At 64.5% G+C, this 26,342-nt stretch carries 26 protein-coding genes; 15 read left to right on the top strand and 11 right to left on the bottom strand.

Annotated elements, in window-relative coordinates; all coding sequences use genetic code 11:
* Positions 1-1,863 carry an ABC-F family ATP-binding cassette domain-containing protein gene (locus AB7008_RS23835; protein WP_441259639.1) on the top strand — a complete coding sequence of 621 codons (1,863 nt, stop codon included), beginning with the start codon at positions 1-3 and terminating at the stop codon, positions 1,861-1,863.
* A 95-nt stretch (positions 1,864-1,958) separates the two neighbouring features.
* Here AB7008_RS23835 and AB7008_RS23830 read toward each other — a convergent pair whose 3' ends face one another.
* The 7 genes from AB7008_RS23830 to AB7008_RS23800 form a co-directional block, all read right to left on the bottom strand.
* A complete protein-coding gene (locus AB7008_RS23830) occupies positions 1,959-2,924 on the bottom strand; it encodes a tripartite tricarboxylate transporter substrate binding protein BugD (protein ID WP_039149430.1) in 966 nt (321 codons plus the stop codon).
* Positions 2,925-3,098: 174 nt separating this feature from the next.
* Positions 3,099-4,547: an HlyD family type I secretion periplasmic adaptor subunit gene (locus tag AB7008_RS23825; RefSeq protein WP_441259638.1), complete on the bottom strand. Its 1,449-nt coding sequence runs from the start codon at positions 4,545-4,547 to the stop codon at positions 3,099-3,101.
* Positions 4,534-6,666 (bottom strand): type I secretion system permease/ATPase, encoded by a 2,133-nt coding sequence (locus AB7008_RS23820; RefSeq protein ID WP_441259637.1) that lies wholly within the window; start codon positions 6,664-6,666, stop codon positions 4,534-4,536. Before AB7008_RS23820 ends, AB7008_RS23825 begins: the two co-directional genes overlap by 14 nt.
* 27 nt (positions 6,667-6,693) lie before the next feature.
* A complete protein-coding gene (locus tag AB7008_RS23815) occupies positions 6,694-9,543 on the bottom strand; it encodes a beta strand repeat-containing protein (protein ID WP_441259636.1) in 2,850 nt (949 codons plus the stop codon).
* Positions 9,544-10,056: 513 nt separating this feature from the next.
* Positions 10,057-10,545, bottom strand: a complete 489-nt coding sequence (locus AB7008_RS23810; protein WP_028157542.1) for a hypothetical protein — start codon at positions 10,543-10,545, stop codon at positions 10,057-10,059.
* A gap of 166 nt (positions 10,546-10,711) precedes the next feature.
* A complete protein-coding gene (locus AB7008_RS23805) occupies positions 10,712-11,164 on the bottom strand; it encodes a DNA polymerase III subunit chi (RefSeq protein WP_014495779.1) in 453 nt (150 codons plus the stop codon).
* Between the two features lie 6 nt (positions 11,165-11,170).
* Entirely contained in the window at positions 11,171-12,670 is a 1,500-nt protein-coding gene (locus AB7008_RS23800; protein ID WP_248883050.1) for a leucyl aminopeptidase, read from the bottom strand.
* A 341-nt stretch (positions 12,671-13,011) separates the two neighbouring features.
* Here AB7008_RS23800 and lptF point away from each other — a divergent pair, with 341 nt between their 5' ends.
* The 11 genes from lptF (at position 13,012) to AB7008_RS23745 (ending at position 23,591) form a co-directional block, all read left to right on the top strand.
* Positions 13,012-14,181 carry an LPS export ABC transporter permease LptF gene (gene lptF, locus AB7008_RS23795; RefSeq protein ID WP_028147750.1) on the top strand — a complete coding sequence of 390 codons (1,170 nt, stop codon included), beginning with the start codon at positions 13,012-13,014 and terminating at the stop codon, positions 14,179-14,181.
* The gene (gene lptG, locus AB7008_RS23790) at positions 14,178-15,275 is read left to right on the top strand and encodes an LPS export ABC transporter permease LptG (protein ID WP_014495782.1); all 1,098 of its coding nucleotides are present in this window, start codon (positions 14,178-14,180) and stop codon (positions 15,273-15,275) included. The genes lptF and lptG overlap by 4 nt, the downstream gene beginning before the upstream one ends.
* On the top strand, positions 15,275-17,761 hold the full coding sequence (locus AB7008_RS23785) for an LPS-assembly protein LptD (protein WP_248883048.1): 2,487 nt from the start codon (positions 15,275-15,277) through the stop codon (positions 17,759-17,761). Before lptG ends, AB7008_RS23785 begins: the two co-directional genes overlap by 1 nt.
* Before the next feature lie 68 nt (positions 17,762-17,829).
* Complete coding sequence (locus AB7008_RS23780) at positions 17,830-18,765, top strand: SurA N-terminal domain-containing protein (protein WP_028157545.1); 936 nt, start codon at positions 17,830-17,832, stop codon at positions 18,763-18,765.
* A complete protein-coding gene (gene pdxA / locus AB7008_RS23775) occupies positions 18,765-19,799 on the top strand; it encodes a 4-hydroxythreonine-4-phosphate dehydrogenase PdxA (protein ID WP_441259635.1) in 1,035 nt (344 codons plus the stop codon). Before AB7008_RS23780 ends, pdxA begins: the two co-directional genes overlap by 1 nt.
* Positions 19,799-20,656, top strand: coding sequence for a 16S rRNA (adenine(1518)-N(6)/adenine(1519)-N(6))-dimethyltransferase RsmA (rsmA, locus tag AB7008_RS23770; protein ID WP_028157547.1), 858 nt, complete (start codon positions 19,799-19,801; stop codon positions 20,654-20,656). The genes pdxA and rsmA overlap by 1 nt, the downstream gene beginning before the upstream one ends.
* Positions 20,657-20,678: 22 nt before the next feature.
* A complete protein-coding gene (locus tag AB7008_RS23765; protein WP_441259634.1) occupies positions 20,679-21,737 on the top strand; it encodes an alcohol dehydrogenase in 1,059 nt (352 codons plus the stop codon).
* Positions 21,738-21,905: 168 nt separating this feature from the next.
* A complete protein-coding gene (locus AB7008_RS23760; RefSeq protein WP_304494021.1) occupies positions 21,906-22,067 on the top strand; it encodes a Flp family type IVb pilin in 162 nt (53 codons plus the stop codon).
* Between the two features lie 70 nt (positions 22,068-22,137).
* On the top strand, positions 22,138-22,374 hold the full coding sequence (locus AB7008_RS23755; RefSeq protein ID WP_304494020.1) for a hypothetical protein: 237 nt from the start codon (positions 22,138-22,140) through the stop codon (positions 22,372-22,374).
* 242 nt (positions 22,375-22,616) lie between these two features.
* Entirely contained in the window at positions 22,617-23,327 is a 711-nt protein-coding gene (locus AB7008_RS23750; protein ID WP_304494019.1) for a Crp/Fnr family transcriptional regulator, read from the top strand.
* 48 nt (positions 23,328-23,375) lie between these two features.
* Positions 23,376-23,591: a DUF6894 family protein gene (locus AB7008_RS23745; RefSeq protein WP_441259633.1), complete on the top strand. Its 216-nt coding sequence runs from the start codon at positions 23,376-23,378 to the stop codon at positions 23,589-23,591.
* Positions 23,592-23,616: 25 nt separating this feature from the next.
* Here the strand turns inward: AB7008_RS23745 and AB7008_RS23740 are convergent, their stop codons facing one another.
* Both AB7008_RS23740 and AB7008_RS23735 read right to left on the bottom strand, forming a co-directional pair.
* Positions 23,617-23,856 (bottom strand): hypothetical protein, encoded by a 240-nt coding sequence (locus AB7008_RS23740; RefSeq protein ID WP_441259632.1) that lies wholly within the window; start codon positions 23,854-23,856, stop codon positions 23,617-23,619.
* 306 nt (positions 23,857-24,162) lie between these two features.
* The gene (locus AB7008_RS23735; protein ID WP_441259631.1) at positions 24,163-24,351 is read right to left on the bottom strand and encodes a hypothetical protein; all 189 of its coding nucleotides are present in this window, start codon (positions 24,349-24,351) and stop codon (positions 24,163-24,165) included.
* On the opposite strand from AB7008_RS23735, the gene AB7008_RS23730 reads away from it, so the two are divergent.
* Complete coding sequence (locus AB7008_RS23730) at positions 24,350-24,571, top strand: hypothetical protein (protein WP_441259630.1); 222 nt, start codon at positions 24,350-24,352, stop codon at positions 24,569-24,571. The genes AB7008_RS23735 and AB7008_RS23730 overlap by 2 nt on opposite strands.
* A 168-nt stretch (positions 24,572-24,739) precedes the next feature.
* Here the strand turns inward: AB7008_RS23730 and AB7008_RS23725 are convergent, their stop codons facing one another.
* Both AB7008_RS23725 and AB7008_RS23720 read right to left on the bottom strand, forming a co-directional pair.
* Positions 24,740-25,030 carry a hypothetical protein gene (locus AB7008_RS23725; protein ID WP_441259629.1) on the bottom strand — a complete coding sequence of 97 codons (291 nt, stop codon included), beginning with the start codon at positions 25,028-25,030 and terminating at the stop codon, positions 24,740-24,742.
* A 76-nt stretch (positions 25,031-25,106) separates the two neighbouring features.
* The gene (locus AB7008_RS23720) at positions 25,107-25,361 is read right to left on the bottom strand and encodes a hypothetical protein (RefSeq protein WP_441259628.1); all 255 of its coding nucleotides are present in this window, start codon (positions 25,359-25,361) and stop codon (positions 25,107-25,109) included.
* 225 nt (positions 25,362-25,586) lie between these two features.
* Here AB7008_RS23720 and AB7008_RS23715 point away from each other — a divergent pair, with 225 nt between their 5' ends.
* Together AB7008_RS23715 and AB7008_RS23710 are read left to right on the top strand one after the other, a co-directional pair.
* Positions 25,587-25,778 (top strand): DUF2933 domain-containing protein, encoded by a 192-nt coding sequence (locus tag AB7008_RS23715; protein WP_441259627.1) that lies wholly within the window; start codon positions 25,587-25,589, stop codon positions 25,776-25,778.
* Positions 25,779-25,792: 14 nt separating this feature from the next.
* Entirely contained in the window at positions 25,793-26,236 is a 444-nt protein-coding gene (locus AB7008_RS23710; protein ID WP_441259626.1) for a hypothetical protein, read from the top strand.
* Positions 26,237-26,342: the final 106 nt, after the last annotated feature.

Genomic DNA, 26,342 nt, shown 5'->3' with positions numbered 1-26,342 from the left:
ATGCTTGCTATCACCGATCTCTCCATCCGCCTTGCCGGACGCCTTCTGATTGACCAGAGTTCCGTGCAGATCACGCCCGGCGCGCGCGTCGGCATGGTCGGGCGCAACGGCACCGGCAAGTCGACCCTGTTCAAGGTGATCCGCGGCGAGCTGGCGGCCGAGCACGGCACGGTCACCCTGCCGCCGCGCTGGCGCGTCGGCAGCCTCGCGCAGGAAGCCCCGAACGGCCCCGAAAGCCTGATCTCCGTCGTGCTCAAGGCCGACCTCGAACGCGACGCGCTGCTTCACGAAGCGGAGAGCGCGACCGACCCGCACCGGATCGCCGAGATCCAGACCCGGCTGGTCGACATCGACGCCCATTCGGCGCCGAGCCGTGCGGCCGCGATCCTCTCCGGCCTCGGCTTTTCCGCCACCGACCAGCTCCGCCCCTGCGCCGAATTCTCCGGCGGCTGGCGCATGCGCGTCGCGCTCGCCGCCACGCTGTTCGCCGCCCCTGACCTCCTGCTGCTCGACGAGCCCACCAACTATCTCGACCTCGAAGGCACGCTGTGGCTGGAGGATCATCTCGCGCATTATCCGCGCACGGTGATCGTGATCAGCCACGACCGCGACCTGCTGGAAAGCTCGGTCGACCAGATCCTGCATCTGGAGCGCGGCAAGCTCACGCTCTACAAGGGCACCTATTCCTCCTTCGAGGAGCAGCGCGCCGCGCGCGAGCTGCTCGATGCCAAGGCGGTCAAGCGCCAGGAGGCCGAACGCGCGCGCCTGCAGGCCTTCGTCGACCGCTTCAAGGCCAAGGCCTCGAAAGCGCGCCAGGCGCAGTCCCGCGTGAAGATGCTGGAGCGGCTGAAGCCGATCACGGCGCTGGTCACCGAGGACGTGCGCGAGATCAGCTTTCCCGCGCCGGAGAAAATCCTGTCGCCGCCGATCATCGCCGTCGACAACGCCGCGGTCGGCTACGATCCGGCGTCGCCGGTCCTGGGCCGCGTTACGCTGCGCATCGACAATGACGACCGCATCGCGCTGTTGGGCGCCAACGGCAACGGCAAGTCGACACTTGTAAAACTGCTCGCCGGACGGCTGGCGCCGTTCTCAGGCAAGGTGACGCGTGCCGACAAGCTGTCGATCGCCTACTTCGCGCAGCACCAGCTCGACGAACTGAACGAGGACGGCTCTGCCTACGACCACGTCCGCAAGCTGATGGGCGATGCGCCCGAAGCCAAGGTGCGGGCGCGCGCCGGCGCGATCGGCTTTTCCGGCAAGGCGGCCGACACCAAGGTCGCAAAGCTCTCAGGCGGCGAGAAGGCGCGGCTGCTGCTGGGACTTGCGACCTTCTTCGGCCCGAACATGATCATCCTGGACGAGCCGACCAACCATCTCGACATCGACAGCCGCGCGGCGCTTGCCGAAGCGATCAACGAATTCCCCGGCGCGGTCATCATGGTCTCGCACGATCGCTATCTGATCGAGGCCTGCGCCGACCGGCTCTGGATCGTCGCCGACCGCACCGTCACCAATTATGACGGCGACCTCGACGAGTACCGCCGCCTGGTGCTGTCGGCGCGCAACGACGAGCCCGCCACGCGCGAGCGTAGCGCCGCGAGCGAGAAGCCGCAGCGCCCGCGATCGGACAATCGCGGTTCGCTGAAGAAGCGCATCGCGGAAGCCGAGAGCGAGATCGCCCGCGTCAGCGAGATCATCACCAAGATCGACACCGCGCTCGCCCTGCCCGACATCTTCACCCGGGATCCCAAGCAGGCCGCGCAACTGTCGAAGGCCCGCGCCAACGCCGCCGACGCGCTGGCGCGTGCGGAGGAACAGTGGCTTGAGGCGAGCACGCAGTTCGACGAAGCGGCGGGCTAGATTCAAAACCTTGAAAACAACCCCATGCACAGTACGGGTAACAAGCTACCCAGTTATAAGCCGCTGGACAGCATGCTCTTTACGGATCAAACGCCTCAATCCGCATACTGCCCCGCCGCCTTGATGATCGGCGCCCAGCGGTCGACTTCGCTGGTCAGCATCGCCCCGAGCGCCTCCGGCGTCGCCTTGTCCTGCGGGACCGGCTCGGTGTTGATGTCGTTGAACCGGGCGATCAGCGCGGGATCCTTGAGCGCGAGCTGGAGCGCCGCCGTCAGCTTCTGAACGACCGCGGGCGGCGTGCCCTTGGGGGCATAGAGGCCGTGCCAGACGCCGAGCTCGAACCCCTTGAGGCCGGCCTCATCGGCGGTCGGCAGATCAGGCAGGCTCTTCAGCCGCTCCTTGGTGGTGATCGCATAGGCCTTGACCTGCTTGGCCGTGATCGGGCCGGTCGTGTTGGTCGCCTGATCGCAGGTGAGATCGATCTGCTTGCCGAGCAGATCGTTCATGATCGGACCGTTGCCCTTGTAGGGCACCGTGGTGAGCTGCTTCTGGATCGCCGACATGAACAGCATGCCGCAGAGATGCGATGCCGCACCTAACCCGGCATTGGCGTAAGTCAGCTTGTCACCCTGCTGCTGGGCGTAGGCGACAAGTTCCTTGAGCGTGTCGGCCGGGAAATCCGGACGTGCGATGATGGTCATCGGCGCATTGGTCACGAGCCCGATCGGCGCAAAGGCCGTCTTCGTGTCATAGCTCAGGTTGCGATACAGCGTGGCCGCGGTCGAGATGCCGACATGATGGACCAGCAGCGTGTAGCCGTCCGGCTGGGCACGCGCGGCGCGGGTCGCGCCGATCGTGCCGCCGGCGCCGGTCGCGTTCTCGACGATGATCTGCTGCCCGAGGGATTTCGCCATGCTTGCCGCGGTCAGGCGCGCGATGGTGTCGGTCGGTCCGCCGGCGGCGTATGGCACCAGCACGGTGATGGTTCTCGACGGATAGTCCTGGGCGACCGCCGCACCAAGCGACAGAAGCAGAGCCGACACGATCGTGACGAAGCGCATGTTCCCTCCGGATTCCTTATCGCGCCATAAAAGCGCATCGCCGGCCGCACGGCCATCCGGAAAGCGACGTCAGTCAAAGTGTCGCAATCGCGATCCGGGCGAACGCCATCAGGCCCATGCGATCCGCCGAGAATGGTGGGCTGGCTTGATACGGCTCCGTCGGAGCTGTGGGATCTACCGTTCCCGCATGATCTCGTGCCGGTAGCGCTGAAGCGGCGACAACAGATAGCTCAGGATCGTGCGCGAGCCGGTCCTGATCTCCACCGTCACGGCCATTCCCGGTGACAGGCTGACGAGGCGATCGTCCACCTGCATTTGGGTGCGATCGAGCGAGATGCGTGCGCTGTAGCTCAACTCCTGCCCGTTAGGCTCGCTGCTGTCGCGCTGCGTCCCGAGCGCGCGGTCGCTTCCCGGCGGACGATCGCGGATGATGGCGTCCTGCGAGACGCTCAGCACCCGTCCCTCCAGCAGGCCGTAGCGGGTGAAGTTGAAGGTGTCGATCTTGACGGCAGCGCCCTGCCCGGCCTCGACGAAGCCGATGTCGCGGTTGGAGATCATCGCCTCGACCTCGAGCCGCGTATCTGACGGCACGATCACCAGCAGCGATTGCGCGGGCGTGACCACACCGCCCACGGTGTGGACCGCAAGCTGCTGCACGACGCCGTCGACCGGCGAGGTCAGCCGCTGGAGCCGGGTGCGCTGCTGCGCCTTGATCAGATCGCGGGCGACGCCGTTGGCTTTCTGCTCGCTCTTGGCGAGTTCGTCGGACAGGCTCTTGCGATACTCCGCCACGGCCTGGGTGCGGGTCTCCCGGATCGCGGCGACGGCCGCCTCGGCTTCCTTCAGATGGCTGCTCTGGACGCGAAGCTCCTCCTGCTGCTCGATCAGAAGCTGAAGGGTCTCGTAATAGGTCAGCTTCGAGCCGATTTCCTTCTCCATCAGAATCTTGCGGATATCGACGCGCTGCTGGGTGACGGGGAGCAACGCATCCAGCTTGTGGATCGTCGCCGCAATGGTCTGACGCTCGGCCTCCTTCTGCGCCTGCTGGCGCGCAAGCGACGCCAATTTGGCGCGATGCTCGCTGACCTGATTGGCAAGAAGCTGCCGCTGTGTCGCGACCAGCGAGGGATCGGCATCCGCAGGCGGGACGAGATCGGCGGAGGCATCTTCGCCGCTCGCCAATGCGGCGCGGAGACGCGCCATATTGAGCCGTTCGGCCATGAGATCGTCGTGCAGGTGATCGCGCTCCGCGGCATTCACGGTCGGATCGAGCTCGATCAGCACATCACCCGATTTGACCGCCTGCCCGTCCTGCACGTGGATGGCGCGCACCACCCCGGTCTCGAACGGCTGAACCACCTTGCTTCGCCCGCTCGACACCACCTTCCCGGTTGCGGACGCCACGATGTCGATCGTGCCCCATGCCGACCACGCGAGTGCCGCGCAGACAAGGAGCATCAGGGCCATCGCGATGGCCCGGCCCATCGGTGACGGTGGTGCCTCGGCAATCTCCAGCGCCGCGGGCAGGAAGGCGATCTCTTCAGTGCGCCGCCCCTTCGCTTTCCGGAAGGGAACGACGGTCTGCTCCGGCCACGGCGCCGGCACCGCGCTAGCCGACCTCATAGATCCCTCCCTGAAGGCGATGCAGGGCCGCGTATCGGCCGCCGGTCTTGATCAACGCGTCATGCGTGCCGTCCTCGACCAGACGGCCGCGCTCCAGCGTGAAGATGCGATCGGCGCCGCGAACGGTGGACAGCCGATGCGCGATGATCAGGACGGTGCGGCCTCTGGCGATCTCCTTCATGTTCTCATGGATGATCCGCTCGCTTTCATAGTCGAGCGCGCTGGTCGCTTCATCGAAGATCAGGATGCGGGGATTGGTCACCAACGCGCGGGCGATCGCGATACGCTGGCGCTGCCCGCCTGAGAGCGTCGAGCCGCGCTCGCCGACCACCGTGTCGTAGCCTTCGGGAAGCTCCAGAATGAAATCATGCGCGCCCGCAAGTTTTGCTGCGTCCATGACGCGGTCCATCGGCAGGGTCGGATCGGCCAGCGCGATGTTGTCGCGCACCGAGCGGTTGAACAGCATGTTGTCCTGGAGCACCACGCCGATCTGGCGGCGGAGCCAGGCCGGATCGGTCATCACCAGATCCATTCCGTCGATCAGCACGCGGCCGCCTTGAGGAACGTAGAGCCGCTGCACCAGCTTGGCGAACGTGCTCTTGCCCGAGCCCGACGATCCGACGATGCCGACGGTTTGCCCGGCCGGAACATCGAACGAGACGTCATGCAGGATTTCCGGCCCATCGAGCCGGTAGCGGAACGACACGTGCTCGAACCGGATATTGCCCAGGATCGGCGGCAGCCCCGCGCGCGCCGCCGAATAAGCCGGCTCTGCCGCGCTGTTGAGGATGTCGCCAAGCCGCGCGATCGAGAGCCGCGCCTGATGAAAGTCCTGCCAGACCTGCGCCAGCCTCAGCACGGGTGCCGAAACGCGCCCCGCAAAAATGTTGAAGGCTACGAGCTCGCCGACGGTCAACGCGTCGCCGATCACGAGGCGCGCGCCGACATAGAGAATGGCGGCAGTCACGACCTTGCTGACGAACTGCACGAGCTGGCTTGCGGTGTTGCCGAGGCTGGTGACGCGAAAACTCGCCGAGACGTAGCCTGCCAGCTGCTCTTCCCAACGGCGCTGCATCTGAGGCTCGACCGCCATCGCCTTCAGCGTCTCGATGCCGCTGACGCTCTCGACGAGGAAGGCCTGGTTCTCGGCGCCGCGGCGGAATTTCTCGTCCAGCCTGCGGCGGAACAGCGGCGTCGCCACCGCCGAGATCGCGATGTAGAACGGGAACGATGCCAGCACGATGCAGCTCATCAGCGGCGAATAGGCGAACATCACCGCCAGGAATACCGAGGTGAAGAACAGGTCGATGAGAAGCGTCAGCGACGAGCTGGTGATGAAGTTGCGGATGTTCTCGAGCTCGCGAACCCGCGCCACGGAATCGCCGACGCGCCGCGCCTGAAACCATGCCATCGGCAATGCCAGCAGGTGATGGAACAGCCGCGCTCCCAGCTCCACGTCGATGCGATTGGTCGTATGCGCAAACAGATAATTGCGCAGGATACCCAGCACCGTGTCGAACAGCGAGACGACGACCAGACCGATGACGAGCACGTCGAGCGTGGACAGCGAGCGGTGCACCAGCACCTTGTCGATCACGACCTGGAAGAACAAAGGCGAGACCAGCGCAAAAAGCTGGAGGAAGAACGAGGCGGCCAGCACCTCGCCGAACAGTCGCCGGTATTTGCCGATCGCGGCGATGAACCAGGTGATATCGAAATGGCGCCCGAGGTCGGAGAGCCCGGCGCGCCGGGCCATCAGGATCAGTCCGCCGTCCCAGATCGCGCACAGCTCGTCGCGCTCCATCAGCACCGGGCGCTGTGCCTGCGGCGATTGCACCAGCACCTTGTCGGCGGAGGCCTTTGCGATGACCATGAAGCTGCCGTCGCGCAGCATCGCGATCGCCGGCAGCGGGCTGCCCGACAGACGACTCCACTGCGTTCGATAGGTTCGTGCCTTGAGGCCGAGAGATTTGGCGCAGCGGATGATGTCTGCTGCGCCAAAGACGGCCGTTCCGGCCCGGTGCCTGAGCTGGTCGCGGTCGGCCGCAACACCCTGCAAATGCAGCAGGGTAAGCAGCGCGTCCAACCCCGTATCGGTCGAGACCGCGTTCGTGGTCATGGGCGTTCTCCGGGCCGGAGCCAAGCGTCAGGCGTGCTGCGGCGGTGCGAGGGTCTGGCTCTGTGCCGCGTGCGGATCGGGCAATGGCATCTCGCCGTGACCGTCACCTGCCGGAACGAGGTTTGCCGCCATGGCCTGGTTGAGCAGCATCGCGGCCGCCATCGCTCCACCCCCGTTGATGACGACGTTATTGCCGGGGCCACCGTCGAGAACGTCCTGTCCGCCGCCACCGATCAGCACGTCGTCACCGGCGCCCCCCGCGAGCGTGTCTTTGCCGGGGCTGCCGATCAGGACGTCATCACCATTGCCGCCATTGGCGACGAGCTGGATGCCGCCGTGCAGACCGGAGGCCGTGATGACGTCGTCGCCATCGAGGCCGTTGATCACGATCCTGTCGCCCACGCCGGCATCGGTGATGTTGATGTCCTGGCCAAGCCCCGACACCGTGATGATGCCGTCGTGCTCGGTCACCGTGATGACGTCGCTGCCGCTGGTTCCGTTGATCGTCACCGTATCCGCGGCGCCGTCATTGGCGCCGAGGTCGAGGTTGACCTGATTCACGCCGGTCCCGGTGAGGTCGCCGACCGTGATGTTGTCGGCACCACCGAGGGCGTTGAAGTTGATGTGCTCGACGCCGTTCAGGTCCATCGCGATGGCGGCGACATCGCGGGTGAACAGCACCCGGCCGCCATTGGCCGAGATGTTGATGTTCTCGTTGATGTTGGCGCCATTGAACAGCAGCGTATCGGTGCCCTTTCCGCCTTCGACGACATCGCTGCCGTCGCCGGGATTCCAGATGAAGGTGTCGTCGCCGGCGCCGAGATTGGCAACGTCGTTGCCACGGCCGCCGTTCACAATGTCATTGCCGGCACTGCCGGTGATGGTGTCGTTGCCGTCACCGCCGTTGATGTTGAGGCTGAACGGCTGCCCCGCCTTGATGGACGAGGCATTGATGACGTCGTTACCGCCTCCGCCGTTGACGGTCAGGAGGTCACCTGCGTCGGCGTGAGCGATGGTCACCTGCGCCGCAAGGCCGTTGACAACGATCGATCCGCCCGAGGTCGTGACCGAGATGTTGTCATCGCCTGCGGTGCCGTTCACGGTCACACGATCTGCCGCACCGTCACGACTCTGGCTGCCGGGGCCGGCACTGAGGTCGATCGCCACCTGCGTGACGCCGGTGCCGGAAAGATCGTTGACGGTGATGTTGTCGGCGCCGCCGGCGGCGGCGATCTGCACGCGCTCGATGCCGTTGAGATCCATCGTGATGACGCCGACGTCGCGGGTGAGAAGCGCACGGCCGCCATTCGCCGAGATCGACATGTTCTCGGCGACGTTGGAGCCGTTGAACACCAGCGTATCCGTTCCCGCGTCACCTTCGACGGTGTCGCTGCCGTCACCGGGATTCCACGTGAAGATGTCGTCGCCTGCGCCGAGAAGAGCGACGTCGTTGCCGCGGCCGCCGGTGACCTTGTCGTTTCCGTCGCCGCCGATCAGGCTGTCGGCGCCCTGGCTGCCGGTGATGGTATCGTTGCCCGCGCCGCCGTCGATGGTCAGCCCAATCGCCGCAGCAAGTAGCGATGCATCGATGACGTCGTTGCCGCCGAGCGCCTGGATCACCAGCCGGTCGTTGGCAGCTTCTGCATTGGCGATCGTCACGACTTCAGGCAGGCCCGTCACCGTCACGGTCGTCCCGTCGGACGTGACCTCGATGTGCTGGCCAGCGTTGGTACCGCTGACCGTCACCGTGTCGGCCGCACCGTCGCCTTGCGTGCCGCCGGGAACGGCTCCGAGATCGACCAGAACCTGCTTGACGCCGGTGCCGGTGAGATCGCCGACGGTGATGTTGTCGGCGCCGCCGCGTGCATCGAATTCGATCTGCTCGATGCTGTTGAGGTCCATCGTGATGTTGGCGACGTCGCGGGTGAAGCGCACCCGGCCGCCATTGGCCGAGATGTTGATGGTCTCGTTGATGTTGGCTCCGTTGAACAGCAGCTTGTCGTTGCCCGATCCACCTTCGACCGTGTCGCTGCCGTCGCCGGGATTCCAGATGAAGGTGTCGTCGCCCGTTCCTAGTTGTGCAACGTCGTTGCCGCGTCCGCCATTGACGATGTCGTCGCCGCTGCCGCCGATCAGGAGATCGTTGCCGTCGCCGCCGGTGATCCTGTCGTTGCCGGCGCCGCCGTCGAGCGTCAGCGAGATCAGGCTGGCAAGTCCATTGCTTGCGGTGATGACGTCGTCGCCGCCGCCGGCGTGCAGCACGAGATTCTCCGTCGTGCCGATGTCGAGCGAGAATGGCGCGGCGCCCGTCCCGTCGAATCGCACGCGCGTGCCGTTCGCCGTGATCGTGAACGTCTCCGGGTCATTGCTTCCGTTGACCTGCGCGGTGTCGTTGCCGTCACCGCCCTCGAACAGGTTGGTGCCGCCCCCCGGATTCCAGATCATGAGGTCGTCGCCGGCTTCGCCGAACAACTGGTTGTCGCCGCTGCCGCCGTCCAGCGTGTCGTTCCCCGCGCCGCCGAACAGCAGATCGTTGCCGCCGCCGCCCTTGATCGTATCGTCGCCGGCCTGCCCAAACAGCAAATCGGCACCCGAGCCGCCCGTGATCCTATCATTGCCGTCGCCGCCGAAAATGTGCACCGCGGGCATCGGGCCGTTGGATTCGTTGACGGTGATCGTGTCGTCGCCGCCCTGACCGAAGATGTCGATCTCGTTGGTGTTGGCCACAGTGGGATCGCCACCGATCGTCTTCACCTGCCCGTTATTGATGAGAATGCGACCCGACTTGTCGCGGCTGACCACGACGCCGTTATTGGCGCTGTCGCCGAAAATGGTGAGCTGGCCCGTAACCGGGGAGAAAACAGAGGTAGTAGACATCCAAATATTCCTTCGATCGATCTAGCCCCTTCCCTCGATGCGTAGCAGTGGTGCGGATGTCTGACTTGAAGCACTGCTTTAGACGCGCGTGATTATTCTGGAGATTTCCTCCAGTTTTCCTCCGGGGTGATTTCGACAGCGGATGCAAAAGCTCTCACATCACGAATTGCCGATCACGTGTAACGGCAGCGTGACTTTCGAAGGCGCGAGCGAGTCCCGCCAACGCATTGATGCGCGCGCGGAAGCCACAGCTCGAAGCGACGACGCATTCGTTTGATGAGATGGCGAATTCGATCGTTGCTCTCGTGCCCGGACACAGCGCAGCACGATAGTGGTGCGCCGCTGAGCCGGGGCTCATGATCGAGAGAGACTGGATCGAGAGAGATTGGGTCCCGGCTCTGCGCAGTAGCGCATAGCGCGTCGAAGACGCGCGTAAACGCGCTGATGGCGCGTCGAAGACGCGCGTAAACGCGCTGATGGCGCTGCAGCGCGTCCGCGACGCGAGAGTTCGCCTTATGCCGACTTCTTCTTCGGCTTCGGCTTGGTCGCCTTCGGCATGACAGGCGCTTCCGGCGTGCCCTCGATGGAGGATAGGCGGCCGGACGTGAAGGTGTAGATGCCCGCACGCGGACCGGAGCTCCAGGTCACCACGGCAACGCGTCGGCCGACGGCATCACTGGAGAGATTGACGGTCGAGGGCGCGCCGATGCCGCGCACCACGTCGCATTCGGTGTGACCGAGCGCGACCGTGCCGCCCATGGGCGCCGGCGCCGTCGTCGAAGCATTGGCGTCAGCCGGCCCGGCGGGCGGCGTCATGCCGGGACAGGCGCCGTCGGCGCTGACCAGATCCTCGGCCGTCACGGGCTTGTCGGGGGTCAACGGCGGCGATTCGATTGAGATGCTCTTGATGAACAGGCGGCTCGGCGTGTTGAACCACTGGGCATCCTTGGACAACAGATCGGTCCCCGAGCAGCCCGCGAGCAGCGGTGCTACGGCAGCCAACGCAACTATGAGCGAGCTGGGAAGCTTTTGATGTCGCACGATAAACTAAATTCCCCGCATGAAGGACCGGCCCTAAGCGATTGTCCCAACATCACTTTGCGGCACGAAGGTGACAAAAGCCAGCATCGCCCGAAAAGTGCAAATTATCATTAATTGCAAACGACCGCTAATTCCGGCGCTGCCAACGGCCCCGTTCGTCGGCCTGCCAATAGGTGACATCAAATCCCCGCGCCTTGCAATCCGTCCAGGCGCTCCGGGCAAACGCCAGCGCGTCCGGATCGTCACCGTTGAACAGCAGCACCATGCGCTCATAGCCCTGCGCGTCCTGCGGCAGCGCGGCGTTGTCGACCAGGAAGCGGACATTGGCGCCGTTGGGATTGTCCTCTTCGATCGCCAGCACGATCGGCTGATCGGCGGCATCGTTCACGCGCCATGTCGCGTGCGGCAGGAAGGAATCGTCGCGATAGGTCCATAGGTGCGCGTCGAGCGCATCGGCGCGCTCCGGCGAGGTCGACTGCACCACGACGCGCCAGCCGCGCTCGAGCGATTTCTCGAGAAGCGGCGGCAACACGTTCTCCACCGTCATGTTTTGCAGATGGTAGAAAAGGACTTCAGTCATCTCAGATCATTTGCGCTCGTAATGGTCGGCGACCAGACGGTCGAGCAAACGGACACCATAGCCGCTTCCCCAGCTCTGGTTGATGTCGGTCTTCGGCGCCCCCATCGCGGTGCCGGCGATGTCGAGATGCGCCCACGGCGTGCCGTCGACGAAGCGCTGCAGGAACTGCGCCGCGGTGATCGAGCCGCCATGGCGGCCGCCGGTGTTCTTCATGTCGGCGAACTGGGAATCGATCAGCTTGTCGTATTCGGGGCCGAGCGGCATGCGCCAGACCTTCTCCCCGCTCTCGATGCCGGCCGCGAGCAGACGGTCGGCGAGTTCGTCATTGTTGGAGAACATGCCGGCATGCTCGGTGCCGAGCGCGACCATGATCGCGCCGGTCAGCGTCGCCAGATCCACCATGAATTTCGGCTTGGTCTTTTTCGCGACGTACCAGAGCACGTCGGCCAGCACGAGGCGGCCTTCGGCGTCGGTGTTGATGATCTCGATGGTCTGGCCCGACATCGAGGTGACGATGTCGCCCGGCCGCTGCGCATTGCCGTCGGGCATGTTCTCGACGAGGCCGATGGCGCCGACCACGTTGGCCTTGGCCTTGCGCGCGGCGAGCGCGTGCATCAGGCCGACGACGCAGGCGGCACCGCCCATGTCGCCCTTCATGTCCTCCATGCTGCCGGCCGGCTTGATCGAAATGCCGCCGGTGTCGAAGCAGACGCCCTTGCCGACGAAGGCGACCGGTGCCTCGCCCTTCTTGCCGCCGTCCCAGCGCATGATCACGGTGCGGCTCGGCCGCGTCGAGCCCTGGCCGACACCGAGCAGCGCGCCCATGCCGAGCTTGTCCATCGCCTTGACGTCGAGCACCTCCACCTTGACGCCGAGCTTGCGGAGCAGGCCCGCGCGGCGCGCGAACTCCTCGGGGAAAAGCACGTTCGGCGGCTCGTTGACGAGGTCGCGCGCGATGATCACGCCGTCGACGACATGGCCGGCCGAGGCAAACGCCTTCTTCGCCGCGGTCGCATCGCCGACCGCAAGCGAGACGTCGGCGCGCAAGCCGCCCTCCTCGCCGTCTTTCTTTTTCGTCTTGTAGCGATCGAACTTGTAGGCGCGCAGCCGCAGGCCCGAGGCGATCGCAACCGCCTGCTCGCTGGTCATGGCGCCATTGGGCAGTTCCGCGATGATGGTCATGGCAGCGGCCGCGGCCGAGAGCTTGCTCGCCGCCACACCGCCGAATTTGAGGAAGTCGTTCGCCTTCAGGCTCGCCGCCTTGCCGGCGCCGATCACGACCAGGCGGGTGGCCTTCACCCCCTCCGGCGCCAGGATGTCCAGCGCGGCGCCGCTTTTGCCCTTGAATCCGGCTGCAGAGGCCGCCCGCTTGACCAGCTCAGTGGCACCGCCGAGCGCCTTGGCCGTCGCCGGGCCGAGCTTCAAAGTGTCGTCGCAGAACACGACCAGGATGCCACGGGCGGCAGCAGACAACGGGACAAAGCCGACCTTGATGGCATCGGACATGGGTAACTCCTTCAAAACATCGGGCTTTTCGTCGCTGGGCGGACCCGGCCACGGGCCGGAGCTGAACGACGATTCACTGGACTTTCCCCACTATGGGCCACCGGCCCGGCAGCTGCCAAGCACCCCCGTGGCCGCCGGGCCACAACGAGGGAAATATTAACCATATATTGACGGCGCCACGGGGCAGCCATTTTGTTGACGGATCAAAGGGATGGTAGAGAGAGAGTAAGCCGGTGGAAGAGGTGGTTGGCCGACCTTGGGGATCCCCTGATCGGGGATTGGTTGGGCAGCCGGACTTCCGGCCTGCATTGGGGCGCTGATGGGGATTCGTGCGGTAGCGCATGGGGTCAATCGATAGGTATATCTTCCGCACGACGCTGGCGTCGTTTGCGCTGGTCCTGGTCAGCCTCACCGGCGTGATCTGGATTACGCAGGCGTTGCGCGGCATCGACCTGATGACGAGCCAGGGTCAGACCATCCTGACCTTCCTCGGAATCACCAGCCTCGTCGTGCCGGCACTGGTCCTGATCATCTCGCCGATCGCGCTGATGATCGCGATCTCGCACACGCTGAACAAGCTCGCGACCGATTCCGAGATCATCGTGATGAATGCCGCCGGCTTCTCGCCGTTCCGGCTGTTCTATCCGTTCTTCTACGCCACCTGTGTCGTGGCGCTGCTGGTCGCCTTCATCGCGGCCTATCTCGCCCCCGACGGCATGCGGCGGATCAAGCAGTGGGACGCCGAGATCACCGCCGACGTGCTCACCAACATCCTCCAGCCCGGCCGCTTCGCCCAGCTCGACAAGAACCTGACGATCCGGATCCGCGAACGCCAGCCCGGCGGCATCCTCGCCGGGATCTTCATCGATGATCGCCGCGATCCCAACGAGCGCGTCTCGATCGTCGCCGAGCACGGCGAAGTCGTGAAGAACGACAACGGCTCGTTCCTGGTGCTCAAGGACGGCAATCTCCAGCGCTTCGAGGCCGGCAAGCGCGATCCCGCGCTTGTGGCGTTCGGCCGCTACGGCTTCGACATGTCGAAATTCTCGGGCCAGGGTCACGACGTCACCCTCGGCATCCGCGAGCGCTATCTCTGGGAGCTGTTCTCCCCGTCCGAGGACGATCCGGTCTACAAGCAGATTCCCGGCCAGTTCCGCTCGGCTCTGCACGACAGCCTGCTGGCGCCGATCTATCCCTTCGCCTTTGCCGTGCTGACCTTCGCCTTCCTCGGCGCGCCGCGCACCACGCGCCAGAGCCGCAACTTCTCGATCGGCGGCTCGGTGATTGCCGTGTTCGGCCTGCGCATGGCGGGATTCGCCTGCTCGGTGATGGCGGTGAAGTCGCCTGGCCCGGTGCTGTTCCAATACGCGATGGTCCTGGGCGCCATCGGCGTCGGGCTGTGGATGATCATCGGCGGTATCGTGGTCGAGCCGCCGCCCCGCCTCATGGAGGCCATCAACAGGTCGAACGCGCGCATCGCGCGCCTGTTCGGACGGCCGGCCGCCGCATGAGCATGCTCACCAACACACTCGGGCGCTATTTCGCCGGACGCTTCGTTGTCGCGGCGCTCGGCGTGTTCGCGAGCATCTTCCTGCTGCTGGTGCTGGTCGACTACATCGAGATGGTGCGCAAGACCTCAGGGCTCGCATCCGCCTCCGCGATCATGGTGGCCGAGACCTCGCTGTTCCGGGTCCCGCAATTGCTGGAGAAGCTGACGCCGTTCTGCATGCTGATCGGCGCCATGACCTGCTATCTCGCCCTCTCCCGCCGGCTCGAGCTGGTGGTCGCGCGCGCCGCCGGCATCTCCGCTTGGCAATTCATCTCGCCGGCCCTCGGCAGTGCGCTCCTGATCGGGGTGATCGCCACCGTCGCCTACAATCCGATGTCGGCGAACCTGCGCGAGCTGTCCAAGCGCATGGAAGCCGAACTATTCGGTTCGGCCCCCGGCGGCGGCATCCAGGACGCCTCCGGCTTCTGGCTCAACCAGGTCACCAATGACGGCCAGGTCATCATCAACGCGGCGCGCAGCGAGCAGCAGGGCGTCCGGCTGACCGGACTGACCCTGTTCCGATTCGATACGGACTGGCATTTCAAGGAGCGGGTCGAGGCGCGCGAGGCGGCGCTTGAGTCCGGTCACTGGCTGTTCAAATCGGTGCGCCGCTTCTCGCTGGATTCGCCGCCGATCGACCAGGCGACGTTGGAGATTCCGACGACGCTGACCGAAGCCCAGATCCGCAACAGCTTTTCCACACCCGAGACTGTGTCCTTTTGGCAACTACCGAGCTACATCCGCTCGTCCGAGAGCTCGGGCTTCGCGACAGCCGGCTATCGACTCCAGTATCACAAGCTCCTGGCACAGCCGTTTTTGCTGGCCGCCATGGTGATGCTGGCGGCTTCCGTGTCGTTGCGTTTCTTCCGGATGGGCGGCGTGCAGAAGATGGTTTTGAGTGGCGTGGGCGCAGGCTTTCTGCTCTACGTTCTGTCGAAAGTGACTGAAGACTTGAGCAAGGCTGAGTTGATGCATCCGATCGCTGCGGCGTGGTTGCCCGTGGTGGTGGGCGGCCTCACCGGCTTTTTGGCCTTGTTGTATCAGGAGGACGGTTAGTGACTGCCGTCCATCGAGGGCTCGTGTCTCGCTTGACGCGGCGTACCGTGGTGCGCGCGAACGGATGTGGCTTGTCCATTCGCAGGCTCCTGCTGGCTGTCGCCGCCGTGGCGTCGCTCGGCGGGCTGCTCGACACTGCCGCCGTGACGCCGGCCTCCGCTCAGAGCTTCACCTACAATCCTCTGCCGCCGCGTCCGAAGCCGCCGAGGGTCGCCAACGACAACCAGATGCTGGTTCAGGCGACCGAGGTCGACTACGACTACAACAATTCGCGCGTCTCCGCGGTCGGTAACGTCCAGCTGTTCTACAACGGCACCAGCGTCGAGGCCGACAAGGTCATCTACGACCAGAAGACCAAGCGGCTGCATGCCGAAGGCAACGTCCGCATGACGGATGCCGATGGCAAGATCACCTATGCTGAGATCCTGGATCTCTCCGACGACTACCGCGACGGTTTCGTCGATTCGCTGCGCGTGGACACCGCGGACCAGACCCGCATGGCCGCGAGCCGCGCCGACCGCTCCAGCGGCAACTACACGGTGTTCGAGAACGGCGTCTACACGGCCTGCGCGCCGTGTAAGGACGATCCGAAGAAGCCGCCGCTGTGGCAGGTCAAGGGTGCGCGCATCATCCACGACCAGCAGGAGAAGATGCTGTATTTCGAGACGGCACAGCTCGAATTCTTCGGCGTGCCGATCGCCTACATGCCCTATTTCTCGACGCCCGACCCGACCGTGAAGCGCAAGACCGGCTTCCTGATGCCGGGCTTCACGTCGAACACGCCGTTCGGCTACGGCGTCGAAGTTCCGTTCTACTGGGCGATCGCGCCCGATATGGACATGACCTTCAGCCCGCGCATCACCTCCAAGCAGGGCGTGCTGTTCCAGGCCGAGTACCGCCAGCGCCTGATGGACGGCGCCTACCAGATCCGAGTCTACGGCATCGACCAACTCGACCCCGGCGCACTCGCCGGCCAGCCCGGCGACCGCCAGTTCCGCGGCGCCGTCGACACCAAGGGTCAGTTCGCGCTGAACGACAAGTGGGTCTGGGGCTGGGACGGCGTCGTCATGTCCGACTACTACTTCTTCTCGGACTACCGCTTGTCGCAATACCGCGATCCGCTGGGCTCGTTCCTGTATCTGCCGACCGACGCATTGTCGCAGCTCTATCTGACCGGCGTCGGCAATCGCAGCTTCTTCGATGCGCGCACGATGTACTGGCTGAGCTACTCGGGCAACCAGAGCCAGGTGCCGATCGTCTATCCCGTGATCGACTATTCGAACGTGCTCAACTATCCGGTGTTCGGCGGCGAGTTCAGCTACAAGACCAACTTCACGAACCTGTCGCGTGACACCGCGGTGTTCGATCCGATCACCACGCTCGCCAACACCAACAGCCTGTGCACGACGACGTCGGCCGATCCGCTCGCGCGCACGCCGTCGCAGTGCCTGCTGCGCGGCGTCCCCGGCACCTACACCCGCCTCACGGCGGAAGCGCAGTGGCGCAAGTCCTACACCGACCCGTTCGGCGAGATCTGGACGCCGTTCGCCATCCTCCGCGCCGACGCGGTCAACGCCTCGATCTCCAACCAGCCGGGCGTGTCGAACTACCTGCCGGTCGGCGACACCCAGGCGTTCCGCCTGATGCCGACGGTCGGCCTCGAATACCGCTATCCCTTCATCAACGTTCAGCCCTGGGGCTCGACCACCATCGAGCCGATCGCGCAGGTCATCATCCGGCCGAACGAGACCTACGCCGGCAGGTTCCCGAACGAGGACGCCCAGAGCATGGTGTTCGACACCTCGAACCTGTTCAGCGTCGACAAATTCTCCGGTTACGACCGCGTCGAGGGCGGCGGCCGCGCCAATGTCGGCGTGCAGTCCACCACCCAGTTCGACAAGGGCGGCGCCGTCAAGGTGCTGTTCGGCCAGTCCTACCAGCTGTTCGGCCTGAACTCCTACACGGTCCAGGACACCATCAATACCGGCCTTGATTCCGGCCTCGACAAGCCGCGCTCGGATTACGTGGCGAGCGCCAGCTACTCGCCCAACAGCACCTACACGTTCAGCGTCCGCTCCCGCATGGACGAGCAGACCTGGAACGTGCAGCGCTTCGAGGCGGAAGGCCGCGCCAACTTCAATCGCTGGTCGGTCAGCATGATGTACGGCAATTACGCCGCGCAGCCGGAGCTCGGCTATCTGACGCGGCGCGAGGGCATCCTGACCTCGGGCTCGGTCAAGGTCGCGGCCAATTGGGTGGTGACCGGCTCGGCGCGCTGGGACCTCGAAGCCAACAAGCTCAACCAGTATGTGCTCGGAGCGGGCTATGTCGACGATTGCTTCGTGCTCGGCGTGAACTATGTAACTTCGTATAGTTACTCTGCGGGCACGGCGCCGCCCGTGCTGAACCACGCGTTCATGTTCCAGATCGGCCTGCGCACGCTGGCGACCTCGACTGGGTCCAGCTCGTCCGCCGGCTACCAATGAACCGTCTGAAATGACGGCCGGGCTCTCCCGATCGCGAGCTCATCCCGGCTGACATGCGAGCGATAATCATGACGACCCAACTGCCTGTTTTTCGCCTCCTCCTCGCCATCGGTGCCGGGCTCGTCCTGACCGGCCTGCCCGCACCGTCGCGCGCGCAGAACATCGTCGTGATGGTCAACGGCGATCCGATCACCGATTTCGACATCGAGCAGCGCTCCAAGCTCGACCAGCTGACGACGCAGAAGACCCCGAGCCGGCAGGATGTCATCAACGCGCTGATCGACGACAAGGTGAAGCTCAAGGAAGGCAAGAAGTACGGCGTCGACCCCGGCATCTCCGACATCAACCAGTCCTACGAGGCCATGGCGCAGCGCATGCGCATCTCGCCGGAGCAGCTCACCAAGTCGCTCGAGATCAAGGGCGTCCGTCCCGAGACGTTGAAGGGCCGCATGAAGTCCGAGATGGTCTGGACCAGCCTCGTGCGCGGCCGCTTCAAGGAGAAGCTGATGGTCGGCGAGCGCGACGTCGCGCAGGCCGTGCAGGCCCAGACCGGCGACAAGCTCCAGATCGAGGGCACCGAATACAAGATGCAGCCGATCGTGCTGATCGTGCCGCGCGGCTCGTCCCAGGCGTTCCTGGAGACGCGGCAGAAGGAAGCCGAGGGCTATCGCTCGCGCGTCGGAAGCTGCGAGGAAGCCAATTCGCTGTTCCGCTCGACGCCGAACGCCACCATCCGCGACACCGTCACCAAGACCACCGCGGACCTGCCCGAGGCGCTTCGCAAGGTGCTCGACGACACCCAGATCGGCCACATGACGGCGCCGGAGGTCACCAAGGCGGGCATCGAGATGGTCGTGCTGTGCTCGCGCAAGCCGACCACGATCGACACGCCGAAAAAGCGCGAGGTCCGCGAGAAGATGTATTCGGAGAAATACGAGAAGACCCAGAAGGCCTATCTCGATGATCTCCGGAAAGCGGCGATGATCGAATATCGCAACCGCTGATGGCCAACTTCGCCGTAGAACCTTCCATCAAACCTTCGAAGCCCCTCGCCCTGACCCTGGGAGAGCCCGCCGGCATCGGCCCCGACATCACGATCGCAGCCTGGCTCAGACGCCGCGAACTGAACCTACCCGCCTTCTATCTGCTCGGCGACGAGGCCTTCGTCGCCCGCCGCGCCAAGGCCCTCGGCGCCGACATCCGGATTGCCCTGGTAAGCGCCGGCGAGGCCGCAGCCGCGTTCTCCGAGGCCCTGCCCGTCGTCGCAACGGGCGAGAGTGCGACAGCCGAGCCCGGCAAGCCCGATGACGCGAGTGCGCCGGCCGCGCTCGCTTCGATCCGGCAGGCGGTCACCGACGTCCGTGAAGGCCGCGCCGGCGCCGTCGTCACCAACCCGATTGCCAAGAGCGTGCTCTACCGCTCAGGCTTCCGCCATCCCGGCCACACCGAATACCTCGCCGAGCTTGCCGCGGAGAACGGCCGCGTGCCGCAGCCGGTGATGATGCTGTGGTCGCCGCGGCTCGCCGTGGTGCCCGTGACCATCCACGTCTCCCTGCGTGATGCGCTGGCCCAGCTCACCAGCGAGCTGATTGTCTCGACCGTGCGCATCGTCGCGACCGAGCTGAAATCCCGCTTCGGCGTCGAAAAGCCGCGCATCGCGATCTCCGGCCTCAATCCGCATGCCGGAGAGGACGGCTCGCTCGGCCACGAGGAGCAGACCGTGATTGCGCCAGCGCTCAAAGTTCTGCGCAAGGACGGCATCGAGGCCAGGGGACCGCTGCCCGCCGACACCATGTTCCACGAGGCGGCGCGCGCGACCTATGACTGCGCCGTCTGCATGTACCACGACCAGGCGCTGATCCCGATCAAGACGGTCGCCTTCGACGACGCGGTCAATGTCACGCTCGGCCTGCCCTTCATCCGCACCTCGCCCGATCACGGCACCGCCTTCGACATCGCCGGCACGGCCAAGGCCAATCCGGCAAGCCTGATCGCTGCGCTCAAGCTCGCAAGCCGTATGGCGGCTGCGCAAAGCTGATGAGCGCGATCGACGACCTCCCGCCGCTTCGCGAGGTCATTCGCCAGCACGCGCTGTCGGCACGCAAATCGCTGGGGCAGAACTTCCTGCTCGACCTCAATCTCACCGCGCGCATCGCGCGTGCGGCTGCGCCGCTCGAGGACGCCACCATCGTCGAGATCGGTCCCGGCCCGGGCGGGTTGACCCGCGCGTTGCTCGCGCTCGGCGCCAAACGCGTCATCGCGATCGAGCATGACGAGCGCGCGATCCCTGCCTTGCAGGATATCTCCGCGCGCTACCCTGATCGGCTCGAGATCGTGCATGGCGATGCCATGACCTTCGATCCGCGTCCGCTGCTCAATGGCGAAAGAGCAAAGATCGTCGCGAACCTGCCTTACAACATCGCGACCCAGCTCCTGATCGGCTGGCTCACGACCGACCCCTGGCCGCCCTGGTACGACATGATGGTCCTGATGTTCCAGCGCGAGGTCGGCGAGCGCATCGTCGCGCGCGAGGACGAGGAGGCCTATGGCCGCCTCGGCGTGCTCGCCAACTGGCGCTGCGAGACGAAGATCCTGTTCGACATTTCGCCCTCCGCCTTCGTGCCGCCGCCGAAGGTCACCTCCTCCGTCGTGCGGCTGGTGCCGCGCGCAGAGCCTCTGCCCTGCGATCGCAAGCTGCTCGAACAGGTCGCAGCCGCCGCTTTCGGGCAGCGCCGAAAAATGCTGCGGCAAAGCCTGAAATCACTTCAAGCGGATCCCGCTCGCCTTGCCGCGGCCGCAGGTGTCGATGCGACGCGCCGTGCCGAGACCATTCCGATATCAGGCTTTGTTGCCATGGCACGTGAATTGGCGGATATACGAAAGCAAGCTGGATAACAGGAATTTCGGAGGAAGGAATATGGCGTTGATGCGTCGGCAGTCCCTGGTCAAGTTCGATGCGCCCTTGTGCGAGACCATCGTCGACACGCCGAAGCCGAATGGCGCCGAGGTGCTGGTACGGATCGAGCGCTGCGGCCTCTGCCATTCCGACCTGCACATCCAGGACGGCTATGCCGATCTCGGCGGCGGCAAGAAGCTCGACACCACGCGCGGCATGACGCTGCCGTTCACGCTCGGCCACGAGATCGCGGGCGTGGTCGACGAAGTCGGCCCTGACGTGCCCGCGAACCTTGTCGGAGCCAAGAAGGCGGTGTTTCCGTGGATCGGCTGCGGCCAGTGCCGCGACTGCGCCAATGGTGACGAGAACCTTTGCGCGAAGCAGCGCTTCCTCGGCGTCTCCATCGACGGCGGCTTTGCCACCCACGTGCTGGTGCCCGACGCGAAGTACCTGCTCGACTACGATCCCCTGCCCGTCAACCAAGCCGCGACCCTGATGTGCTCCGGCGTCACGGCCTATGGCGCGCTCAAGCGCCTGGTCGACCGCCCGCGCCAGCGCAATCTGCTGCTGATCGGGCTGGGCGGCGTCGGCATGATGGGCCTGTCGTTTGCGCAGGCGATGTTCAAGCAGCCGATCACGGTGGCCGATCTCTCGCCGGCCGCGCGCGAGACCGCGCTGAAGAACGGCGCAGCCGTCGCCTACGATCCGTCCGAGCCCGACGTGATCAAGCGCATCCTGAAGGAAACCGAGGGCGGCTTCGACGAGGTCGTCGATTTCGCCGGCAATGAGAAGTCTATGGCCTTTGCCGTGGCGGTCGCCGCGCGCGGCGGCAAGGTCGTGGTGTCCGGCCTGATGGGCGGCCAGTTCACCCTGCCGATGGTGCAATGGGTCTACAAGCGCCTGACCGTCGAAGGCTTCATGGTCGGCACGCTCACCGAAGCCCAGGAGCTGATGGCGCTCGCCCGCGCCGGCAAGATCAAGCCGACGCCGATGCGCGAGGAGCCGATGGGCGACGTCCAGAAATGGATCGACGAGTTGCGCGCCGGCAAGGTCGTCGGCCGCATCGTGCTGAAGAACTGACGCGCAGGAAAATCGGGACAGGCTTGGCGGCGGGATGAGGTCTCGCCGCCGCGTATTCCTCCGCCGAATTAACCCGGAATTGATGCAAGGCCCGGTTCCAAATAGGGGAACCGGCACGTCGCGAACTAAAGTCCTCGCCAGCTTTCTCTTCGGAATTCTGGTGAGGCCATGCAGACCATCCGCCGCTTCCCGGCCGATGAAACCGGCGCCACTGCGATCGAGTACGGCCTGATCGCAGCCGGCATCGCGCTCGCGATCATCGCCGTGGTCAACAATCTCGGCTCGACGTTGAAGTTGAGGTTCGGCTCGATCAGCACCTCGCTGAAGTAGCGCCAAACCTGCGCGCGCTGAAGGCACGTCGCCGCGCGGAACGGCTGCGGCCACACCGCGTTGGCAGCGCATGTCCATTCGTTGCACCGTCGAAAGCGCATTCTTCATGGCCTGGAGCTTCCTGGAGCAGAGCGGCGAGCTCGGACCTCCGGACGAGACCGCGAACACCATTCTGGATGCCATCGAAGCGCAGCTCAGGACCGGTGAGCGGCGGCAGTTGATGCTCGCCAACAAGGCGATCGGTGCCTACCGCAAGCAGGTGGCCCAAAGCCGTCTCCTGGCCGAACGCCAGATCCGTCTCGGATAAGAGCCCGCGGCGCCCCACAAGCGCTGGCTCATTTGGAAATTCCGTAGTTCTCCGGATGAGAACAAAGTTCGCAGCGTGTCCTGCGGGCAACGCCGGACGGCGTGACGCCTCGCTGCCGAGAACTTTTCGGTTTCCCGCAAACACTTGTGTTCACTTTGGAACTGTCGGTTCCTGCGCGGAAACGTAGGGTTTTTCCCAGAGACGCCGATTCCCGGCCAACGAAGAGCCCAGAGACAAGAAGCGTGACCGGCCGGCCCAGGAACGATCTGCTGCGAAGGCTCAGCGCCGAGGATTTCGAGCTGCTCGCGCCGCACCTGCAATCGGTCGAGGTCGCCGCCAACCACGTTCTGCATTACGCCGGCGACGGCATCTCCGTCGTCCACTTCCCCTGCGGCCCTGCGTTTGTGTCGTTCGCGGTGCCGGTTGAGGATGACCGCGAGGTCGAAAGTCTCCTGGTGGGCCGCGAGGGCGGGGTCGGTCTTTCCGCAGGCCGCAGCCCGTCGCCGGCCTTTTCCCGCGTCGTCGTGAAGGTCGGCGGCACGCTGGTCCGCCTGCCGCTGCGCGCGCTCGAGCAGGCGCAGCAGCGATCGCCCAGCATGCATGAGATGTTTTCGCGCTACGCAGCCTGCCAGTTCGCACAGCTGCTCCAGACAGCGGCCTGCAACGCGGCGCATTCGATCGAGCAACGCGCCGCGAAATGGATCATCGCGGCCCGAGAGCATATCGGCAGCGACGAAATCCGCCTCACCCATGAGCAGCTCGCCGGCATGCTCGGCGTCTCCCGCAGCTATGCCAGCCGCGTCATCCAGACGTTCAAGGCCAGGCGCATCCTCGCGACCCGCCGCGGTGCCATCCTGATTCTCGATGCGCCGGCACTCGAGACAAGCGCCTGCACCTGCAACGGCGCGGTGAAGAAGCACTTTCGCGAAGTGCTGGGACGCGCGGCGGGCTAGAACGATCCGCGCAACCGGAACATATTCGCGCGGCCCGCATTGCCCGACATGGCGCGGTACTTCTTTCATTTCGAGGGCCAGCAACCTCACACCGACACGACCGGTGAAGCGCTCCTCGACGACGAGGCCGCCTGGCGCGTAGCCGTCCGCCTCTCCCGCGATGTCGAGCATGCGCTGCGCCCCGGCGACAGCTGGACGCTCAGCGTCTACGACGGCAACGAGCCGGTGTTCGTGCTGGCGATGGTGACGCGGCGATTTCGCTGAGGGCCCTTCGCGGCCCTGCGCTCGATCAATAGAGCCGCGAGGCGTCGCCCTTGCGAACGACCACGTTATGGCCCTTGGCCGTCATGCACTGCTTGTACGCATACCCTTGCGCATAAGTCGCCTTGCGGGCCGAGAAGATCACCTCCGTCGTGCCCGCCTGTGCAAGACAGGTCGCCCGCGCGCTGGCATAGCTCTCCTTGCCGGCGGCCTGCGCCGACGAGACTGCGAGGCAAACGAGTCCTGCTGCGACAACTGGAATTCTCATGTCATATCCCCCCAAAATTGTTGGCCGCTAGGGCGCGGCCATCCTTGCAAGAGCCGACGGCACGAACAAGCCGCTATCCCGCCGCCCCACAACATCTAGCGACAGGATTCGTGAAGCGACGTGACATAGGTCACTGAAAAACATAGATCACTGAAAATCCGGAGAGGCATTCGAATTCGCCCGATCGCTTCGGCCAGACGTTGGAACGTCGCACGCGTCATGCACGTTTGTCCGGTGTCATGGCAAAGGGGGATCGAACGAGGAGATACAAGCGTGGTCCACCCCGGCAAGTGGTACGATCCGATCTCAGAGCGCTGGATAGCGCCGCGCGAACCCCGGCTTGCAACACCGTCCCGTGTGATTGAGAACCACGTCCTCGAGAGGACAATCGAAGTCCAGCGTATCTGGCGCGCTCTGGTCGATTGCTGCGCGCGCGACTGATGCATTCGCGCGGCGCAGGAACGCCTCGACGGCGGCGCCGTTGTAACCCTGCATGACCGATCCCGCATCACCCACAAAGCCAATCGCAACCGCGATCCGCTACCTCTCGATCGCCGTCGGCTGCGCCTGTCTGCTGCTCGCCGCCATCTGCTTCGCGATCGCTTGCCAGGTCTTCATCCAGACCGGCATGCTCGCGCAGTCGTATGCGATGGTGTTCCTCATCAGTGGCGCGCTGGGATGCCTGGCGCTGATGCTGGCGCGGGTGTGGAAGTAGACGATCAGTCCGTAGGATGGGTAGAGCCTCGCGAATCCCATCACCCAGCTAATCCCGTTCTCCGTAGTCACTATCCCACGGATTTCGTTCCGGAGATCTCATCTGCCGCTCTGCGAGGCTCGTGGAGGCCACCGCGATTTCTCGGCCAGTGATGCCGCTGTGAAAGGCTTAAGTGTGTTGCACCACGCGCGGTCCCAGAACGGCAGCCACGAGTTGCGGCCACAGATTAAAGAAGAAGACGTAGATGATCGCAACGGCCCACCCGTAGATCATGCTCGCAACAAACCCGTAGATGAAGTTGCCGACGGTAATCATTTTGAAACCGGGAAAAACGGTCGGCAGGATTTCATGGCCTTTCAGATCGGGGAAGGCTAGCCAGAGAATTACGCATAGCACGTAGGTTACCTGGAACAGCATGCAAGTTGCGAACATGGTTCGAAGATAGGGAAGCTTGGTCATGCCAGTCACTCCTATAAGCATCCATGTCAGGCGGACGCGCCGATTACTTCGGCGCGCCTCACACTTTCGGGCTCTTCTACTGTTTGTCTCCCATGTGATGCGGCGTCGATGTCCCCGGCCCCCCGCTGTAGTGGTGACCACCCGACTGACCGGTGGTGGTCTCCTTGTCGGTCGATTTCTTCTTGCCCATGTGGTGAGGCACTTCGGTCTTCGGCCCTCCGGAATAGTGATGGCCGTTCCGTTCAGTGTCTTTCGTTGCGGTCTGAGCCATCGAAGGAGTGGCTATGAGAGAAGCGACAGCAAGCGCAGCGAGGAAATTCTTGACGATCATACGCATTCCTCCGGTCGAGAGAGTTCGGTTAAGGACAACTCCATTAAACTACAGTCTTAAAATCCAAATTTGACGCATATCAACTCTGGTTGCTCATAGTTGCCGGAACGGATTTGATTTGTGTCAACATGATTTCGGGCGAAATCGGAGAACTTGGTTCTTGTCCTGATCGCGCTGGTGCGATCAGGCACAACACCGGGACTGGCCCGGTCTCGAGTTGCTCCGATGACCTTGTCGCGCAACTTCCTTATCATTCTGGTGCTCGCCGTGATCGCGGCGATCGCTGGGGCGCTGCTGTTCACCCAGCATCAGGCTCATGTACTCGGGGCTCTGCTTTGGCTGCCCCTCCTGGCTTGTCCGCTCATGCATTTTTTCATGCACGGCAGGCATCGAGGTGGGGGCCATCACCACGGTTGACTGTGGAGAGCCCCATGCGCAAAGAATTCGGCTGGCCTGCTTCGTCAATCCTTCTGGCGCTTTCCGGAACCATCCTAGTCGGCGTCGGCTGCTATTTTCTCTTCGTCAGGCCTGCGCTTCTACCGGAGGACATCCGCTACATGAGCCTTACGCCTGCTGAGCTGGCGTCGATTGGTCCAAGATTGGCAAAGTGGCTTGCTCACGTATTCAACGTAATGGGCGGCTACGTGACGGCGACAGGTGTGCTTACGCTAACTTTAGCCGTGACGGCTTTTCGCCAACGAAATACTTTGGCCCTCGCTGGTGCCACTGTTGCAGGTGTGGTCTCGATAGGTTGGATGGCTGCCGTCAACTTGATGATCAATTCAGACTTCAAATGGGTGCTGCTCGGATTTGCGCTCATCTGGGCAGCGAGCATCGCCGCATTTTTCGTCGAAGCGCGCCGCGCCATCCGCTAAGGGTCGACAGCGGACTGGTCGTCGTCTGGGTCCTGTGGAGGGCGCGACTTTCCGGGGGGACCGCGCGACCGCGACCCTTGAGGATCTTTGCGACCGCGCAATTCGC

Origin of the sequence: Bradyrhizobium sp. 521_C7_N1_3 (genome assembly GCF_052075975.1) — a bacterium.
In the GTDB taxonomy this organism is placed as follows: domain Bacteria; phylum Pseudomonadota; class Alphaproteobacteria; order Rhizobiales; family Xanthobacteraceae; genus Bradyrhizobium; species Bradyrhizobium japonicum.
Note: the sequence above shows the minus strand (reverse complement) of the source record. Positions and strands in the feature narration are given on the sequence as shown.

Excerpts from the sequence above, each read along its gene's own strand:
- AB7008_RS23835 (WP_441259639.1), top strand. The coding sequence starts at position 1 with ATGCTTGCTATCACCGATCTCTCCATCCGCCTTGCCGGACGCCTTCTG.
- AB7008_RS23830 (WP_039149430.1), bottom strand. The coding sequence starts at position 2,924 with ATGCGCTTCGTCACGATCGTGTCGGCTCTGCTTCTGTCGCTTGGTGCG.
- AB7008_RS23825 (WP_441259638.1), bottom strand. The coding sequence starts at position 4,547 with ATGAGGTCGGCTAGCGCGGTGCCGGCGCCGTGGCCGGAGCAGACCGTC.
- AB7008_RS23820 (WP_441259637.1), bottom strand. The coding sequence starts at position 6,666 with ATGACCACGAACGCGGTCTCGACCGATACGGGGTTGGACGCGCTGCTT.
- AB7008_RS23815 (WP_441259636.1), bottom strand. The coding sequence starts at position 9,543 with ATGTCTACTACCTCTGTTTTCTCCCCGGTTACGGGCCAGCTCACCATT.
- AB7008_RS23805 (WP_014495779.1), bottom strand. The coding sequence starts at position 11,164 with ATGACTGAAGTCCTTTTCTACCATCTGCAAAACATGACGGTGGAGAAC.
- AB7008_RS23800 (WP_248883050.1), bottom strand. The coding sequence starts at position 12,670 with ATGTCCGATGCCATCAAGGTCGGCTTTGTCCCGTTGTCTGCTGCCGCC.
- lptF (WP_028147750.1), top strand. The coding sequence starts at position 13,012 with ATGGGGTCAATCGATAGGTATATCTTCCGCACGACGCTGGCGTCGTTT.
- lptG (WP_014495782.1), top strand. The coding sequence starts at position 14,178 with ATGAGCATGCTCACCAACACACTCGGGCGCTATTTCGCCGGACGCTTC.
- AB7008_RS23780 (WP_028157545.1), top strand. The coding sequence starts at position 17,830 with ATGACGACCCAACTGCCTGTTTTTCGCCTCCTCCTCGCCATCGGTGCC.
- pdxA (WP_441259635.1), top strand. The coding sequence starts at position 18,765 with ATGGCCAACTTCGCCGTAGAACCTTCCATCAAACCTTCGAAGCCCCTC.
- rsmA (WP_028157547.1), top strand. The coding sequence starts at position 19,799 with ATGAGCGCGATCGACGACCTCCCGCCGCTTCGCGAGGTCATTCGCCAG.
- AB7008_RS23765 (WP_441259634.1), top strand. The coding sequence starts at position 20,679 with ATGGCGTTGATGCGTCGGCAGTCCCTGGTCAAGTTCGATGCGCCCTTG.
- AB7008_RS23760 (WP_304494021.1), top strand. The coding sequence starts at position 21,906 with ATGCAGACCATCCGCCGCTTCCCGGCCGATGAAACCGGCGCCACTGCG.
- AB7008_RS23755 (WP_304494020.1), top strand. The coding sequence starts at position 22,138 with ATGTCCATTCGTTGCACCGTCGAAAGCGCATTCTTCATGGCCTGGAGC.
- AB7008_RS23745 (WP_441259633.1), top strand. The coding sequence starts at position 23,376 with ATGGCGCGGTACTTCTTTCATTTCGAGGGCCAGCAACCTCACACCGAC.
- AB7008_RS23740 (WP_441259632.1), bottom strand. The coding sequence starts at position 23,856 with ATGAGAATTCCAGTTGTCGCAGCAGGACTCGTTTGCCTCGCAGTCTCG.
- AB7008_RS23730 (WP_441259630.1), top strand. The coding sequence starts at position 24,350 with ATGACCGATCCCGCATCACCCACAAAGCCAATCGCAACCGCGATCCGC.
- AB7008_RS23735 (WP_441259631.1), bottom strand. The coding sequence starts at position 24,351 with ATGCAGGGTTACAACGGCGCCGCCGTCGAGGCGTTCCTGCGCCGCGCG.
- AB7008_RS23725 (WP_441259629.1), bottom strand. The coding sequence starts at position 25,030 with ATGACCAAGCTTCCCTATCTTCGAACCATGTTCGCAACTTGCATGCTG.
- AB7008_RS23720 (WP_441259628.1), bottom strand. The coding sequence starts at position 25,361 with ATGATCGTCAAGAATTTCCTCGCTGCGCTTGCTGTCGCTTCTCTCATA.
- AB7008_RS23715 (WP_441259627.1), top strand. The coding sequence starts at position 25,587 with ATGACCTTGTCGCGCAACTTCCTTATCATTCTGGTGCTCGCCGTGATC.
- AB7008_RS23710 (WP_441259626.1), top strand. The coding sequence starts at position 25,793 with ATGCGCAAAGAATTCGGCTGGCCTGCTTCGTCAATCCTTCTGGCGCTT.